The organism is Flavicella sediminum (assembly GCF_006381105.1).
GTDB lineage: Bacteria > Bacteroidota > Bacteroidia > Flavobacteriales > Flavobacteriaceae > Flavicella > Flavicella sediminum.
This window is the reverse complement of record NZ_VDET01000007.1, coordinates 356276-371524: the sequence shown is the minus strand read 5'-3', so window position 1 is coordinate 371524 and position 15249 is coordinate 356276. Positions and strand designations below refer to the sequence as shown.

Here is a 15249-nt window from a genome sequence, read left to right as displayed (position 1 = left end):
TAAATTATTTTAAAAATTCGTAAATACCAGCGGCTCCTTGCCCTGTACCTACACACATGGTAACCATACCATATTTATTTTTTCTTCTTCTCATTTCATTAAATAGTTGCACAGATAATTTAGCACCTGTACAGCCCAGTGGATGGCCTAAAGAAATAGCTCCACCATTTACATTTACAATTTCCTGATTGATTTCTAATTCTCGTAGCACAGCTAATGACTGCGACGCAAAGGCTTCGTTTAGTTCAATTAAGTCTATGTCTTGTAATTTCATGCCTGCTCTGTCTAAAGCTTTTGGGATGGCTTTTATAGGGCCAATTCCCATAATTTTTGGAGGTACTCCGGCCACAGCGAAAGAAACCATTCTGGCAATCGGTTCTAGATTTAATTCTTTCACCATTTCTTCACTCATGACTAAAACAAAGGCAGCCCCATCACTCATTTGTGATGAATTACCTGCTGTAACGCTTCCGTCACTAGCAAATACAGGTCTTAATTTAGACAAAGCTTCTACAGAAGTTCCTCTTCTAGGACCTTCGTCCTGCTTTACAGAATAAGATTTTGTTTGTTTTTTTCCATTCGAGTCCACGAAAATTTCTTCAATGTTTATCGGTACTATATCGTCATCAAAAATAGAATTGTCTAATGCATGTAAAGCTTTCTTATGGGAATTGAAGGCAAATTCATCTTGGTCTTCTCTAGAAACTTTGTATTGATTTGCCACTGCTTCTGCGGTTAATCCCATTCCCCAATAGTAATCCTCATGTCCATTGGCTGCTGCTTTGTAATTTGGAACAGGGCGGTAACCACCCATAGGAATATAACTCATACTTTCCACACCACCAGCAATAATACAGTCGGCCATTCCAGCTTGAATTTTTGCGGCTGCAATACTAATTGTTTCCAATCCAGAAGCACAGTATCTGTTAACTGTCATTCCTGCTACGGTATCAATTTTAAGTCCCATTAAAGAAATTAACCTACCCATATTCAGTCCTTGTTCCGCTTCAGGCATGGCGTTTCCTACAATGACATCATCAATTCTAGATTTGTCTAATTCAGGAACATTCTTTAATAAGTGTTCTATGGTTTCTGCTGCCAATTCATCTGGACGTTTAAATCTGAAGAGCCCTTTAGGAGCTTTTCCTACGGCTGTTCTGTATCCTTGTATTATATATGCTGTTTTCATTGTGATTTAGATTTTTTTATTAGTAATGGTGTCAGATTTAATTTTCGAATCTTCTACTCAATACTAGTTTCTTAACGGTTTTCCTGTTTTCAATGTATGCTGAATTCTTTCTAAGGTTTTTTTCTCCCCTAATAAAGATAAAATAGCTTCTCGTTCTAAATCCAATAAATATTGCTCACTTACAAAACTTGGTTCAGAAAGATTTCCACCTGCCATAATATAACCAAGTTTGTTGGCTATTTTTTTATCGTGTTCAGAGGCATAATGTCCTTTTTGTAAACTGTCTGTTCCCACTCTAAACATTCCTAGAACTTGTTGTCCTAATACTTTAACTTTTTTAGGAGTGGGTTGTGTATACCCATCATCTAACATTTGTAAAGCATAACGTTTGGCGGTTGCAATTTGACGGTCGGCATTGACGACCACCATGTCTTTTCCTTTTTGATAAAATCCTAAATCAAAGGCTTCATGGGCAGAAGTAGCAACTTTAGCCATGGCAATATTGATAAAACTATCTCTAAGTCTGTTTAATTTTACATCATCTTTTAAAAATGATTCTGAAGCTCTTAAGGTCATTTCTTTGGTTCCGGCACCGGCAGGAATAATTCCAACACCAAATTCTACCAATCCAGTATAAGTTTCTGCAGCAGCAACCACTTTATCAACATGCATACTCATTTCACACGCTCCTCCAAAAGTCATTCCTCTTGGTGTAAGTAGTGTTGGCACAGAAGAATATCGAAGACGCATAACCGTGTCTTGAAATAATTTTGTAGCCATATTTAATTCATCGTATTCTTGTTCAATAGCCAATAAAAATGCCATTGCTAAATTGGCTCCCACAGAAAAGTTGGCGGCTTGATTTCCTAGAATTACTGCTTCGTATTCTTGTTCTGCTAAATCAATTCCTTTATTAATGGCTTGCAATACACCACCACCAATGGTATTCATTTTAGACTTGAATTCAACATTTAGAACTCCATCGCCTAAATGTTGAATGGCAGCATCATTATTAGACCAAATGGTTTTGGTTTCTCTAATATTATTTAAAATAATAAAACTGTCTTGTCCTGGAATTTTTTTATTTTCTTTAGAAGGAATATCATAATAATAAGTAGCTCCTTCTTTTATGGAATAGAAACTTTTCTGTCCTTTCAAAAGCATTTCTTTAACCCAACTATTTAATGTCAGCCCTTCAGCTTTGATCAACTCAATTCCTGCTTCTACACCAATGGCATCCCAAATTTGAAAAGGTCCATGTTCCCAACCAAAACCAGCTTTCATAGCATCGTCAATTCGGTACAATTCATCAGATATTTCAGGAATTCTATTGGCACTATAGGCAAAAAGAGCGGCAAATGTTTTTCTGTAAAATTCTCCAGCTTTGTCTTTTCCTTTTACAAGTACTTTAAACCGATCGATCACATGATCTATGGTTTTCGTCATTTGAAGCGTTGCAAAATTTATTTTTTTAGCAGGACCATAATCCATCGAATTTAAGTCTAAAGCCAATATTTCTCGTTTGCCTTTGCTATCTGTTTGTTTTTTATAAAAACCTTGTCTTGATTTGTTCCCTAACCATTTGTTCTTCAATAAGGATTTTACAAAATCTGGCAATTTAAATAAGTCGTGCGCTTCATCATTCGGACAGTTTTCATAAAGTCCATTGGCCACATGCACTAAGGTGTCTAAACCAACAACATCCACCGTTCTAAAGGTGGCAGATTTTGGTCTTCCTATGACAGGACCAGTAAGTTTGTCAACTTCTTCAACAGTAAGTCCTAATTCTTTTACAATATGAAATAAACTCATGATTCCAAAAATCCCAATTCTATTTCCTATAAAAGCGGGTGTGTCTTTGGCTAATACTGAAGTCTTACCTAAGAATTTTTCTCCATAGGCCATTAAAAAATCAACAACTTCGGGTTTGCAATCAGGTCCGGGTACGACTTCAAATAATTTTAAATAGCGAGGAGGGTTAAAAAAGTGGGTCACCGCAAAATGCTCTTTAAAATCTTGACTTCTTCCTTCATTCATATATTTAATAGGAATACCCGAGGTGTTTGAAGTAATTAAAGTTCCTGGTTTTCGGAATTTTTCTATTTTATCAAATACTATTTTTTTGATGTCTAAACGTTCAACAACAACTTCCATAATCCAATCCACATCAGAAATTTTAGAAAGATCGTCTTCTAGATTTCCTGTGCGAATTCGATCAGCAAAACTTTGTATGTAAATAGGCGAGGGTTTTGATTTTAAGGAAGCATTTAAACTGTCATTAACAATTCTGTTTCTAACAACTGTGTCCTCTAAAGTAAGTCCTTTAGCTTTTTCTTTGTCATTTAATTCGTTAGGAATAATGTCTAAGAGTAAAACATCAATACCAATATTGGCAAAATGACATGCGATACCTGATCCCATAATACCAGAACCAATAATTGCGATTTTTTTAATTCGTTTTTTCATTTTATAGTATTCGATCTTAAGATCATTTTTTGTTATAGATTGTTTTTTCTGAAATCAGTTGATTAATTTTATTAGACACCTCAAAAAAATGTTGCAATTGAGTTTCGGTGATATTGTCTTTTACAATTTTATTAAATTGCAATACGCTTCCTTTAGAGACTTCTCTTTTTTCTTTTCCTAATTCTGTTAATTTGATCAAAACTCCTCGGCCATCTTCTGGATTTCGTTCTCGATAAATGAATCCTTTGGATTCCATTTTTTTTAATAATCGAGAAAGACTTGTTGCTTCCATGCCCATTTGGGGGCCTAGTGCAGTAGATTGAATTCCTGTTTCTAAATCAATATTTAAGAGGGCAAATCCTGTGGCCATTGTACTTCCATGATGACTCGCTTCTTCATTATACATTTTTGCAACCGTTTGCCAGGTGGCCCTTAAGTGGTGACAAACAGTACTTTCTCTATAATTCATTTTGAAATTTATTATGCGTGCACAGTAAAACTATCAAAATATTTGCTAGAAACAAAATTAAATCTGTTAAATATTTTTCTCATAAAAATTCTATCTTTGAATGCATTCTTAAAAGACATACACTTGTTAAAAATTGAAAATTTAACCAAAAATTTTGGTAATTATAGGGCTTTGAATAATTTGTCTATTCAGGTACCTAAAGGAAGTATTTATGGATTACTTGGACCAAACGGAGCTGGGAAAACAACTTTGATTCGAATGGTAAATCAAATATTATTACCCGATTCTGGAACCATTTATTTAGACAATGAACCTTTAGCGCCAGAACATATTTCAATGATAGGCTATCTACCTGAAGAAAGAGGTTTGTACAAGTCGATGAAAGTAGGTGAGCAAGCTTTGTATTTGGCAAGGTTGAAAGGTTTGACAAAAGCTGAAGCTACAGAGCGATTGAACTATTGGTTTGAAAAATTTGAAATTACTGATTGGTGGGATAAAAAAATTCAAGAATTGTCGAAAGGAATGGCTCAAAAAATTCAATTTATTGTTACCGTATTGCACCAACCCAAATTATTGATTTTTGATGAACCCTTTAGTGGATTTGATCCTGTGAATGCAAAATTAATTGGGAAAGAAATTATAGCGTTAAGAGATCAAGGGACCACCATAATATTTTCAACGCATAGAATGGAGTCGGTAGAGGAGATGTGTGACTATGTTGCTTTGATCCATAAATCAGAAAAGGTTTTAGAAGGGCCTTTAAAAAAGATTCAATTGGATTACAAAACAAATTTATTTGAAGTAGGAATCCAATGTTTAGACAAGGAGAAAGTACAAAAAGAAATAAGTTCAGAGTTTTTGATTTCTGAGGCTAATTTTGCTTCTTTAAATGACAGTCTTCGCTTAAACGTTTCCTTGCCACCAGAAATGGATCAGCATACATTTTTTAATCGACTAACTTCCTTTGGGCCTTTGACACATTTTACAGAAAAAATTCCGACCATGAATGAAATTTTTTTAGAGGCAGTTTCAAAGCGTAACGATAAAATTTCAGCATAATATGGAAAAATTAAAATTAATTATCTATCGCGAGTTTATCGGAAAAGTTAGAAATAAATCATTTATCATACTGACTTTTTTAAGTCCTGTTTTAATGATAGGAATGGGGCTGTTAATTTTTTATTTAACGAAAGTCAATAATAATTCAGCAAAGGAAATAGCCTATGTAAATGAATCGTCTTTAAATTTTGAAGAGGTTTTTGTAACAACTAAAAACACAAAATATATAGATGTTACCCAACTTGGAGTTGCGTTTTCTAAAGAAGAAATAGACAAAGGTCATTATTATGGTTTGGTCACTATTCCTTCAGAAGCCAACGGGCTAAAAGAATTGGCCAGTTCTGTTGCCTTTTATTCTAAAGAAGCGCCAAGTATTTTGTTTTTAGAGCATTTGGAAAAATTAGTTGCCAATAAATTAAAAGCATACAAACTTAAAGAATTAGGCATCAGTCAAAAAAACATTAATGCGGCAAATTTTGCAGTAAACATCAAACAAAGTAATTCCTCTGGAGAAAAATCATCAAAATTAGGGAATGGGTTAAAAATTGGTTTGGGTATGGGCTCTGGTTATTTGCTCATGATGTTTATTATTATTTATGGCAATTCTGTCATGCGAAATGTGATTGAAGAAAAGACCAGTAGAATTATAGAGATAATTATCTCTTCGGTAAAACCTTTTCAATTAATGTTGGGTAAAATTATAGGAAATGCCTGTGCGGGTTTGTTGCAATTTTTTGTATGGATTGTATTGTTACTTATATTAGGGACTGTGGTTTCCTTGTTTGTAGGAGTAGAATTTGGAGATCTACAAAATACACCATCCAAAGAATTGATGCAAGAATCGGGATTTAAAGCAGAAGAATTGACAAATTTATTGGCAGAAATTCTCGCTTTGCCATTGCTTAAAATGTTTGTATTATTTATTTTTTATTTTATTGGAGGTTTTTTCTTATACAGCTCTATTTATGCAGCCATTGGAGCCGCAGTAGATAGTGAAACAGACACCCAGCAATTTATGATGCCGGTAATTATGCCTTTAATGTTGGCGGTATATATTGGTTTTGCTTCTGTGTTAAGTGATCCTAATGGCCCAGTGGCGACTATCTTTTCAATTATACCCTTTACTTCTTCCATTGTAATGTTAATGAGGATTCCTTTCGGAGTTCCTTGGTGGGAACTATTACTTTCACTATTATTACTTACCCTAAGTTTTGTGGGTATGGTTTGGGTGGCGGCAAAAATTTATCGAGTTGGTATTTTAATGTATGGAAAGAAGCCTACTTATAAAGATTTATACAAGTGGTTGAAATATTAATTTTAACGATGTTTAATTAAAGAAATTAGAGAATGAGTAAAATATTAATAATTGAAGATGAAGCTGCAATTCGTAGAGTATTGACTAAAATTATTTCAGAAGAAAATAGTTCTTATGATGTAGAAGAAGCTGAAGATGGTTTAGAAGGACTAGAAAAATTAACCAAAGAAGATTATGATTTAATTTTATGTGATATTAAAATGCCTAAAATGGACGGTGTGGAAGTATTGGAAAAAGCACGAAAAATTAAACCTGAAATTCCAATTGTCATGATTTCTGGTCATGGTGATTTAGATACGGCTATTCATACTATGAGGTTGGGAGCATTTGATTATATATCAAAACCACCAGATTTGAATAGACTATTAAATACTGTTAGAAATGCTTTAGATAGAAAAGTATTGGTAGTTGAAAATGCACGTTTAAAGAAAAAAGTAAGCAAAGGCTATGAAATGATTGGTGAAAGCGCGCCAATTATTGCCATAAAGGACATGATTGAAAAAGTAGCTACAACAGATGCTAGAGTTTTGGTTACCGGCCCTAATGGTACAGGAAAAGAATTAGTCGCACATTGGTTGCACGAAAAAAGTACGCGATCATCAGCTCCATTAATAGAGGTAAATTGTGCAGCGATTCCTTCTGAATTGATTGAAAGTGAGTTGTTTGGACATGTAAAAGGTTCGTTTACAGGGGCTAATAAAGATAGAGCAGGGAAATTTGAAGCCGCGAATAATGGAACCATTTTTTTAGATGAAATTGGAGATATGAGCCTTTCGGCACAAGCCAAAGTTTTAAGGGCTTTACAAGAAAGTAAAATTAGTAGGGTAGGTAGCGATAAGGATATTAAAGTGAATGTTCGTGTTGTAGCAGCTACCAATAAAGATTTAAGAAAAGAAATAGCAGAAGGCAGGTTTAGAGAAGATTTGTACCACAGGTTGGCTGTTATTCTAATAAAAGTCCCAGCGCTAAATGATAGAAGGTCGGACATTCCTTTGTTGGTGACTCATTTTTCAAAAATGATTTCTAAAGAACAAGGAGCCATTAATAAAAGTTTTTCTGCAGAGGCTATGAGTTTACTTAAAGGTTATGATTGGACAGGTAATGTGAGAGAATTACGAAATGTAGTAGAAAGGTTACTTATTTTAGGTGGAAACGAAATTTCCGAAGCCGATGTGAAAATGTTTGCAAGTAAATAAATAATTATTATTTGATAAAAAAAGCTCTGATTTGAATCAGAGCTTTTTTTAGGTCGTTACTTTTTTTATTTGTGTATAGCGTTGCCAAACTTGTTTGTTAAAAAGTCTGTAAAAAACAAAACAGCCAATATCTAAAGTATAATAAAATAAGCTAATTCCGCTAGGTGGATTGTAGCTTTTTAGGAATGGAAAAGCATCAAAAGCCGTAGTTGGCCAATACCAACATTCATAACTAGTACCACCAATTTCTAATACAGCTACCACGGTATACATAGTTAAAAAAAACATTCTGTCTTTGGGTCTTTTCCAAAGAATAAGAAAAATAACAAGGGTCATGACAAATCCGAAAACATCTCCTAGAAAAATTAAAAATAATGTGGCGTAAATCGCTACGAGTATGCTTAAAAATTTTACAATCTTGTCGTGGTGTTTTTGAATAATAGAAGCTTTCGCAAAAATAAATACACGGGCATATACAGCAGCATGTCCAAAGGGAACATAGAGCGGAACATTTTCTAAACGGTAGGTGTACATCCCTAAAATTCTTGAAAATAAATGTTCACCGACAAAACCAATGGCAACACCATAAATCATAAGTTTTTTTGTTCTGGGTGTAGAACGGTAATACAGAATGAAAAAAGCCGTAATCATTAAGATATTCAGGTAGAACTGATTGTTTGGGACAATCTTTGCAAATCCTTTTCCATCAAAATACAAGCCGAATACAAATAGAAAAAGTAAGCCTATTCTTCGTGCGGCAACTTTTAAAATGGATTGAAAATCTTCTTTTGTCAAAGCAGGTTCTAAAGTACTCATACAATTATCTTGAAGCTTCTTCTGTTTTACTTGAATGACCAACAAGGTGATTCATGACTTGCAATTCTCTTTCTGTAAACGAGCGGTATTTTCCAGGTTTTAAATTTCCTAAGGCAATATTCATGATTCGTACCCTTTTTAATTTTTGTACTTCGTAGCCTAAATATTCGCACATCCTTCTAATTTGCCTATTCAAACCTTGGGTCAAAATAATTTTAAAGGTGTATTCGTTTATTTTTTCAACCTTGCAAGGATCAGATATGGTATCAAGAACAGGGACTCCATTTGCCATTTTTTTAATAAAAGATTCCGTTATTTTTTTATCTACTGAAACAATATATTCCTTTTCGTGGTTGTTTTTTGAACGTAAAATTTTATTGACAATATCACCGTCATTGGTCATGAAAATAAGCCCTTCACTGGGTTTATCTAAACGACCAATAGGAAAAATTCTTTCAGGGTAGTTGATATAGTTGATAATATTACCCCTTATTTTCGTATCGGTTGTACAGGTAATGCCAACAGGTTTATGGAAGACTAAGTAAATGTTTTCTACATCTTTGGTAATGACTTGGTCGTAAACAGAAATAACATCTGATGCAGTAACCTTAACGCCAAGTCCTGCTATTTCGCCATTTACTTTGACACTTCTTTCTTCTATTAATTTATCAGCGGCTCTTCTAGAACAATATCCAGTTTCAGAAATGGCTTTATTTAGTCTTTTGGTTTGCATGTTGGAATTGTTAGTTTTTGAATTTGTTAAAAACCATACCTTTAAATTTTTCGGTGATTTTCTTTTTGATATCTGCAGGATAGGTTCTTTCTCCCATAAATACTTCTGTCATGGCCTCACACATACGAGATCCGTAACGTTTCATTAATAGGTTTCTTAAACTGGTATTCTCATAAAAAAGTTTAGCCAAGTAGGCTCCTGTTTTTAGCTCAGGTATTAAAACTTCATTTAATTTTGCTTCGTATAATTCTTGCGATTTTTTCGAGTCAAGTTTTCCTTCAACAATTGCTTCAGCAGCCATAACACCGGTTAAAATAGCATTGGATATTCCTTCAGCAGTAATTGGATCGGCAAAACCAGCAGCATCACCTACTAAGAAAACATTTTTTCTTACAAATCCATCGGTTCTTGCACCCACAGGAATTTGAAAACCATGAAATTCTTCTTTGATGACTTCTTTAATTCCAAGTGTTTTTAAATAGTCTCTATAGTATTTTTTTAAGTCAATTTTTGTTCTTCGCATGGTGGCTACCCCCAAGGATAAATGATTCTTTTTAGGAAAACTCCAGGCATATCCCAAAGGAACAGCATCAAAATCAAAGCGTGCTTCTTTAGACAAACGCTCAAAATCTTCTGGAGATACTTCTACTTCATATTCAAGCGCAGGAATCATATATCTGGTATCTGTCCAACCCGTAAGTTTTGCAGTTGGTCCTAGAGCGCCATCTGCTGCGATGACAAATTTTGTATGTACCTCACCTTCCGAAGTATGCAATATGATATTTTCTTCGAAAGAAATTTTAGTTAATTTATGATTTTGCAAAAGCGTGATTCCTTTTTCCTTTGCTTTTTCAACAATTAAATTGTCAAACTCGTCACGCATTACCATCGTAACTAAAGGTTCTGGGCGTTCGGCAGTAAGGTGTTGTCCTGATTTGTCGAAATAAATTTCAATTTTGTTGAATTCTTTAGAAACCACAGAACTGATGTCAAAAGGCATGTTTTTGCGACCACGATACACAAAGCCACCACCACAAGTTTTGTAACGAGGCAAAGTTTCTTTTTCAATAATAACTGCAGAAATACCGTTCTCAGCAAGTTTTAAGGCAGCAGAAGCACCAGAAGGACCGCTTCCTATTATTGCAACGTCATATATTTTCATGTGATTTTTATTTTGTGTAAAGATATCAATTTGCCAAATTTATTCTGGCCATTATTGGGTAATGATCGGAATATTTTACAGAATAGGTTTTAAAATTATTGATTTGTATACTTTTATCAGTCAACATAAAATCGATTCGGAAAGGGAAAAAATAATCAAATGATTTTCCGAGTCCTGAACCAGCTTCTTTAAAAGCGTCTTTTTTGTTTTTTGAAAGTTCTTTGTAAACCCAAGAAAAAGCATTGTTGTTAAAATCGCCCATAAATATATTTTTATACGGACTTTTATTCGCGTGCTCTAAAATTTGAACAACTTGATTTTGTTGTTCTGTAAAAGACTTTTTAAAAATAGAAATTAATTTTTCTGAATTTTCTTCTCCAAAATTTTCCTTATTCTTATCCAAGCTTAAGGATTGCAAGTGAATATTATAAATGCGAAGAGTATCTTTTTTGAATTTTACATCACAAAAAATGGTATTGTTACCTGAGTTTTTAAACCCTAAAGAACCTTTATTGATTATTGGATACTTGGAATAAATACCCAAACTAGTCGATGCTCTTTTATGTAAGGGCTTTTTTAAATAGGAGTATTTATAGTGTATTTGATGTTCCTTTTTTAAATAATGTTCTTGAATGGCTAAAATATCTGGATCTTTATCTTTGATAAAATCATAAATTTTAAAATTTAAACTGTCTTTTTTCGACCATTCATAGGCATTAAATAACCGGACATTGTAGGACATGATTTTTAAATCATCATTTAAAAAAACTTTTTTTTCCGAAATTTCTATAAAATTGTTTAGATAACTGTAGCCTAAAGCTAAAAGTATGGTAGAAAGGAAAAATTGCTTTTTTAGTTTGACGACCCAATAAATAACAAAACAAAAATTCACCAAAATAATTCCTGGCGTAGCCAAAGCAAAAATTGGGGCAAGCGGATATTGTTTTGGAGGAATATATGGAAGTATATAGCAGCACAACAATATAAACCCCGCCAAGGAATTAAGTATAAAAATAAGTTTGTCAGTAAAAGGTAATTTTTTCATTAGGGTTTACGACTTACTTTTTACTTTGTTTAAACAATAAGTCCTTTTCCTTTTGGTTTAAAGAATCATAACCAGATTTACTGATTTTATCTAAAATAGCATCTATTTGTTGCTGACTGTTTTTGTCTGAAGCTGTTGTACTTGTTTTACGTTTTGATTTGTAAACTGTTTTTAAAGTGCTTTTTCTTTTGAATAAATTGGCAAACGGATTGGAAATTTTTACACTCGACTTTTTAAATTGTCTCACATATAAATAACCAAATAAAGCTCCACCTAAATGTGCCAAATGCCCACCCGTGTTTCCTGAAGGTAGTTGAATAACATCAATGGCAACAAAAATAGCCGCCAACACCCACAATTTCACAAAACCGATAAATCGCAAACGGAATTCATAATTTGGAATATAGGTAGCAATACCAATAAATATGGCAGAAACGGCTGAAGAGGCACCAACCAATGTTGCGTTTGTATTTTGTAAGGCTGGAAAGAAATTATAACTCAACAAATAAATCAAACCTCCAAAAACGGTTCCGTAGATATAAAAAGATAACAATTGTTTTTGGGTAAAATAATCGATAAATAAATTACCTATATAATACAGCCAAATGAGGTTGAATAGGATATGTAAAAAATCGCCATGTAAAAAACCATAAGTGATGATGGTCCATGGACGAGTGATCAAATAATCGACATCAGCAGGCATTGAAAACCATTCGTAAACAAAGTTCGCTCCTTGGTAATTGAAAAGGAAAGCGACAGAATTTACGACATACATTAATAAAAAGGCAACCACATTTAGGTAGATCAATTTTTCTACGATGCTTCCGTTTTTATATTTGTATAAAAGGTTGTTAACTGTTGAGTTCATATATTTAAATAGCTATTAATTCCAACGTTTAAATTGATTGTTTCTCCAATACCAGGCAATGATAAATCCAATCAAAGCACCTCCAATATGAGCAAAATGGGCAATGTTTCCAATGGAGTATTTTGTTACTCCGAAAAATAAATCACCGAAAATCATCACCGGAATAAAATATTTAGCCGCAATTGGTATCGGTAAAAAGATCAAAGCCAATTTTGAATTAGGAAATGATAAGCCAAAAGCTACTAAGACTCCGTATACTGCACCAGATGCACCTACGGCAGGTACATGATACAAACTATAGAATTTCCCCAATTCTTCCGCTGATAAAGTGACTACTTGTTGATTGTATTTTCCTGTGTCTAAAATATTTTGAATATCGGTGCTCGACAAACCTAATTGAACCAATTGCTCATAAATTCCATTGAATTGGAAATAGTTGACGGCCGTATAAATTAATCCTGCACCTAAGCCTGCAGAGAAATAGAAAAAGATAAATTTATTTTTCCCCCACATTTGTTCTAATGGAGTACCAAAGGCCCATAAACCGTACATATTAAATAAAATATGCGATACACTACCATGCATAAAAATATGCGTTAGGTATTGCCAAAAACCAAAATTCGGATTTTCTGGAAGGTACAAGGCAAACAGACTTTGCAGGTCAATGGCTTGCAATAACTGCGGCGCAATAAAAAATATTACGTTGATAATAATCAGATGCTTTATAACTTCAGTAATTCTTCCCATAGCTAAATTTTTGAGGTGAATATTTTATCCAATTCTCCAATAGTTAATGTTTCAAATGTTTTCTTTCCAAAAGGAGAAATGGATGGATCTTTGCATGAAAATAAGTTGTTTACCAAATTTTCTTGCTCTTTTCCAGACAAAGTATTTCCTGTTTTTATAGCCAACGATTTTGCTAACGATTTTGAAATAATATCTAACTGACTAAAACTAGTTTCCGGAATTTCATCTTTTAAATCATCCAAAAGTTGTTCTATAATAATATTGATCTGGCTTTCCGTAATGGTAGTGGGTATTCCTTTGACAACAATAGATTCCTTCGTGATTTTATCAAATAAAAAACCGGTATTTTCTAAATCTTCTTGCAATTCCTTGATCAACTCGATGTCTTGTTTTTCAAAAGAAATTTCAACCGGAAACAAAAGTTGCTGACTGGGAGCTTCCTTTACCGTAATGTTTTCTAAAAATTCTTCGTACAAAATTCTTTGATGTGCTAAATTTTGATGAATTAAAACCACACCTGATTTAATTGAACTTAAAATATATTTTCTTTGAATTTGAAAAGTTTTTCCTGTTGTTTCGTTTTCAAAATCCGATTCAAAACTCATTTCAGATTGACTAAAAGAAGGTTCGTCTGTTTCAATGGTTGTATATAAAGCCTCCCAGTTGTCGGTATTTTCTTTTTGATAGTTGTAATGATTCGAATTTGAATGTGAGCTAGGAGAATGACTCGAGCTAACTTTTGGTGCACTTGTTTCAAAAGGATTGAAATTTGGGTCGACCGTAATGTTTGGTGTACTGGAATACGAAGTACTAGACAATGCATAAGGTGTGTCCATAGAGGAATCTCTGTTAAAATCGAGAACGGGTGCTACATTGTACTGACCCAAACTATGCTTTACTGAAGCTCTAATAATAGCATAAAGCACCTTTTCATTGTCAAATTTAATTTCCGTTTTTGTTGGGTGAATATTAATGTCAATACTTTCGGGTGGTACTCTTAAATATAAAAAGTAGGAGGGATGGTAGCCACTTCCTAACAAACCATCAAAAGCACTTGTAACGGCATGATGCAAATACGAACTTTTAATAAATCGGTCGTTTACAAAAAAGAATTGTTCCCCTCTTTTTTTCTTAGAAAATTCAGGTTTTGCCGCAAATCCACTTATTTCTATCACATCGGTATGTTCTTCAATAGGTACCAATTTTTCATTGGTTTTACCACCTAATACCGCAACAATACGTTGTTTTAGATTTCCTTCTTTTAAATTGTAGACTTCAGAATTGTTATGATTCATAGAGAATCCAATTTCATTATGCGCCAAGGCCACACGTTGAAACTCATTGACAATATGCCTAGTCTCAACAGTATCTGATTTTAAGAAATTTCTTCTGGCAGGAATATTGTAAAATAAATTTTTTACAGCAACACTTGTTCCTTTTGAAGTAGCGTCTACTTCTTGTGACACAATTTTACTACCTTCAATTTTGATACAAGTTCCTAGCTCTTCATTTTCTTGTCGTGTTTTTAAATCGACATGCGCAATTGCTGCAATAGAAGCCATCGCTTCACCTCGAAATCCTTTGGTATTTAAATTGAATAAATCTTGTGCATCTTTTATTTTAGAAGTCGCGTGACGTTCAAAGCACAATCGTGCATCGGTTACGCTCATTCCTTTACCGTCATCAATTACTTGAATTAATGTTTTTCCGGCATCTTTAATGATAAGTTTTATTTGAGAAGCTCCTGCATCAATCGCATTTTCTAGCAATTCTTTTACAACAGAAGCAGGTCTTTGCACTACTTCACCGGCTGCTATTTGATTGGCAACATGGTCGGGAAGTAATTGGATGATATCTGACATTAAATAAGTGTGTGTAATTCAAAAATATAGGCACAAATTCCTACAAGAATAGCAATAATAATGGCCAAGCGTTTACTGGTACTGGTATCAGCACCACTATTTTTAGCCTTCGCCCAATTGTCTTTTAAATTGTTTTTTGTAAGTGTAATATGGTAATCTGAATCTTCGTTTGCGTGTTCAGAATGGTACTTTTTTTCTAAATTTTCCAAACGTTGTTTACGCTCGTCAAAGTAACGAGGTTTGTAATTGAAAACGTAATGAGCTCTTTGTTTAAAAGGAGTACCTAACATAATGTTTAAATTTGAGAGTGATAATCAAAACT

14 protein-coding genes are annotated in these 15249 nt (G+C 33.6%); 3 read left to right on the top strand and 11 right to left on the bottom strand.

Going from position 1 to position 15249, the window contains the following annotated elements:
- Positions 1 to 4: 4 nt before the first annotated feature.
- The 3 genes from FGM02_RS09560 to FGM02_RS09550 all read right to left on the bottom strand — a co-directional run bounded on the left by FGM02_RS09560 (position 5) and on the right by FGM02_RS09550 (position 4124).
- Positions 5 to 1189: an acetyl-CoA C-acyltransferase gene (locus FGM02_RS09560; RefSeq protein WP_139958141.1), complete on the bottom strand. Its 1185-nt coding sequence runs from the start codon at positions 1187 to 1189 to the stop codon at positions 5 to 7.
- A gap of 63 nt (positions 1190 to 1252) precedes the next feature.
- Positions 1253 to 3655, bottom strand: a complete 2403-nt coding sequence (locus FGM02_RS09555; protein WP_139958140.1) for a 3-hydroxyacyl-CoA dehydrogenase/enoyl-CoA hydratase family protein — start codon at positions 3653 to 3655, stop codon at positions 1253 to 1255.
- A gap of 22 nt (positions 3656 to 3677) precedes the next feature.
- Positions 3678 to 4124 carry a MarR family winged helix-turn-helix transcriptional regulator gene (locus FGM02_RS09550; protein ID WP_139958139.1) on the bottom strand — a complete coding sequence of 149 codons (447 nt, stop codon included), beginning with the start codon at positions 4122 to 4124 and terminating at the stop codon, positions 3678 to 3680.
- A 96-nt stretch (positions 4125 to 4220) separates the two neighbouring features.
- On the opposite strand from FGM02_RS09550, the gene FGM02_RS09545 reads away from it, so the two are divergent.
- From FGM02_RS09545 to FGM02_RS09535, 3 genes are read left to right on the top strand one after another with little or no spacing between them, the layout of a single operon-like run.
- Positions 4221 to 5183, top strand: a complete 963-nt coding sequence (locus tag FGM02_RS09545) for an ABC transporter ATP-binding protein (protein ID WP_243739388.1) — start codon at positions 4221 to 4223, stop codon at positions 5181 to 5183.
- Between the two features lies 1 nt (position 5184).
- The gene (locus FGM02_RS09540) at positions 5185 to 6498 is read left to right on the top strand and encodes an ABC transporter permease (RefSeq protein WP_139958138.1); all 1314 of its coding nucleotides are present in this window, start codon (positions 5185 to 5187) and stop codon (positions 6496 to 6498) included.
- Between the two features lie 32 nt (positions 6499 to 6530).
- A complete protein-coding gene (locus FGM02_RS09535) occupies positions 6531 to 7694 on the top strand; it encodes a sigma-54-dependent transcriptional regulator (protein ID WP_139958137.1) in 1164 nt (387 codons plus the stop codon).
- Between the two features lie 48 nt (positions 7695 to 7742).
- On the opposite strand, the gene FGM02_RS09530 is transcribed toward FGM02_RS09535, so the two are convergent.
- Genes FGM02_RS09530 through FGM02_RS09495 form a run of 8 tightly spaced genes read right to left on the bottom strand, consistent with a single transcriptional unit; the run spans position 7743 to position 15217 of the window.
- A complete protein-coding gene (locus FGM02_RS09530) occupies positions 7743 to 8510 on the bottom strand; it encodes a hypothetical protein (protein ID WP_139958136.1) in 768 nt (255 codons plus the stop codon).
- A 4-nt stretch (positions 8511 to 8514) separates the two neighbouring features.
- Entirely contained in the window at positions 8515 to 9243 is a 729-nt protein-coding gene (locus FGM02_RS09525) for a pseudouridine synthase (RefSeq protein ID WP_139958135.1), read from the bottom strand.
- A 10-nt stretch (positions 9244 to 9253) separates the two neighbouring features.
- Positions 9254 to 10405, bottom strand: a complete 1152-nt coding sequence (locus FGM02_RS09520; RefSeq protein WP_139958134.1) for a geranylgeranyl reductase family protein — start codon at positions 10403 to 10405, stop codon at positions 9254 to 9256.
- A 25-nt stretch (positions 10406 to 10430) separates the two neighbouring features.
- Positions 10431 to 11450, bottom strand: a complete 1020-nt coding sequence (locus tag FGM02_RS09515) for an endonuclease/exonuclease/phosphatase family protein (protein ID WP_139958133.1) — start codon at positions 11448 to 11450, stop codon at positions 10431 to 10433.
- Between the two features lie 13 nt (positions 11451 to 11463).
- Entirely contained in the window at positions 11464 to 12318 is an 855-nt protein-coding gene (locus FGM02_RS09510; RefSeq protein ID WP_139958132.1) for a rhomboid family intramembrane serine protease, read from the bottom strand.
- 15 nt (positions 12319 to 12333) lie between these two features.
- Positions 12334 to 13065 (bottom strand): rhomboid family intramembrane serine protease, encoded by a 732-nt coding sequence (locus FGM02_RS09505; protein WP_139958131.1) that lies wholly within the window; start codon positions 13063 to 13065, stop codon positions 12334 to 12336.
- A gap of 2 nt (positions 13066 to 13067) precedes the next feature.
- Entirely contained in the window at positions 13068 to 14927 is a 1860-nt protein-coding gene (mutL, locus tag FGM02_RS09500) for a DNA mismatch repair endonuclease MutL (protein ID WP_139958130.1), read from the bottom strand.
- On the bottom strand, positions 14927 to 15217 hold the full coding sequence (locus FGM02_RS09495) for a hypothetical protein (RefSeq protein ID WP_139958129.1): 291 nt from the start codon (positions 15215 to 15217) through the stop codon (positions 14927 to 14929). The genes mutL and FGM02_RS09495 overlap by 1 nt, the downstream gene beginning before the upstream one ends.
- Between the last annotated feature and the right edge of the window lie 32 nt (positions 15218 to 15249).

Excerpts from the sequence above, each read along its gene's own strand:
- FGM02_RS09560 (WP_139958141.1), bottom strand. The coding sequence starts at position 1,189 with ATGAAAACAGCATATATAATACAAGGATACAGAACAGCCGTAGGAAAA.
- FGM02_RS09555 (WP_139958140.1), bottom strand. The coding sequence starts at position 3,655 with ATGAAAAAACGAATTAAAAAAATCGCAATTATTGGTTCTGGTATTATG.
- FGM02_RS09550 (WP_139958139.1), bottom strand. The coding sequence starts at position 4,124 with ATGAATTATAGAGAAAGTACTGTTTGTCACCACTTAAGGGCCACCTGG.
- FGM02_RS09540 (WP_139958138.1), top strand. The coding sequence starts at position 5,185 with ATGGAAAAATTAAAATTAATTATCTATCGCGAGTTTATCGGAAAAGTT.
- FGM02_RS09535 (WP_139958137.1), top strand. The coding sequence starts at position 6,531 with ATGAGTAAAATATTAATAATTGAAGATGAAGCTGCAATTCGTAGAGTA.
- FGM02_RS09530 (WP_139958136.1), bottom strand. The coding sequence starts at position 8,510 with ATGAGTACTTTAGAACCTGCTTTGACAAAAGAAGATTTTCAATCCATT.
- FGM02_RS09525 (WP_139958135.1), bottom strand. The coding sequence starts at position 9,243 with ATGCAAACCAAAAGACTAAATAAAGCCATTTCTGAAACTGGATATTGT.
- FGM02_RS09520 (WP_139958134.1), bottom strand. The coding sequence starts at position 10,405 with ATGAAAATATATGACGTTGCAATAATAGGAAGCGGTCCTTCTGGTGCT.
- FGM02_RS09515 (WP_139958133.1), bottom strand. The coding sequence starts at position 11,450 with ATGAAAAAATTACCTTTTACTGACAAACTTATTTTTATACTTAATTCC.
- FGM02_RS09510 (WP_139958132.1), bottom strand. The coding sequence starts at position 12,318 with ATGAACTCAACAGTTAACAACCTTTTATACAAATATAAAAACGGAAGC.
- FGM02_RS09505 (WP_139958131.1), bottom strand. The coding sequence starts at position 13,065 with ATGGGAAGAATTACTGAAGTTATAAAGCATCTGATTATTATCAACGTA.
- mutL (WP_139958130.1), bottom strand. The coding sequence starts at position 14,927 with ATGTCAGATATCATCCAATTACTTCCCGACCATGTTGCCAATCAAATA.
- FGM02_RS09495 (WP_139958129.1), bottom strand. The coding sequence starts at position 15,217 with ATGTTAGGTACTCCTTTTAAACAAAGAGCTCATTACGTTTTCAATTAC.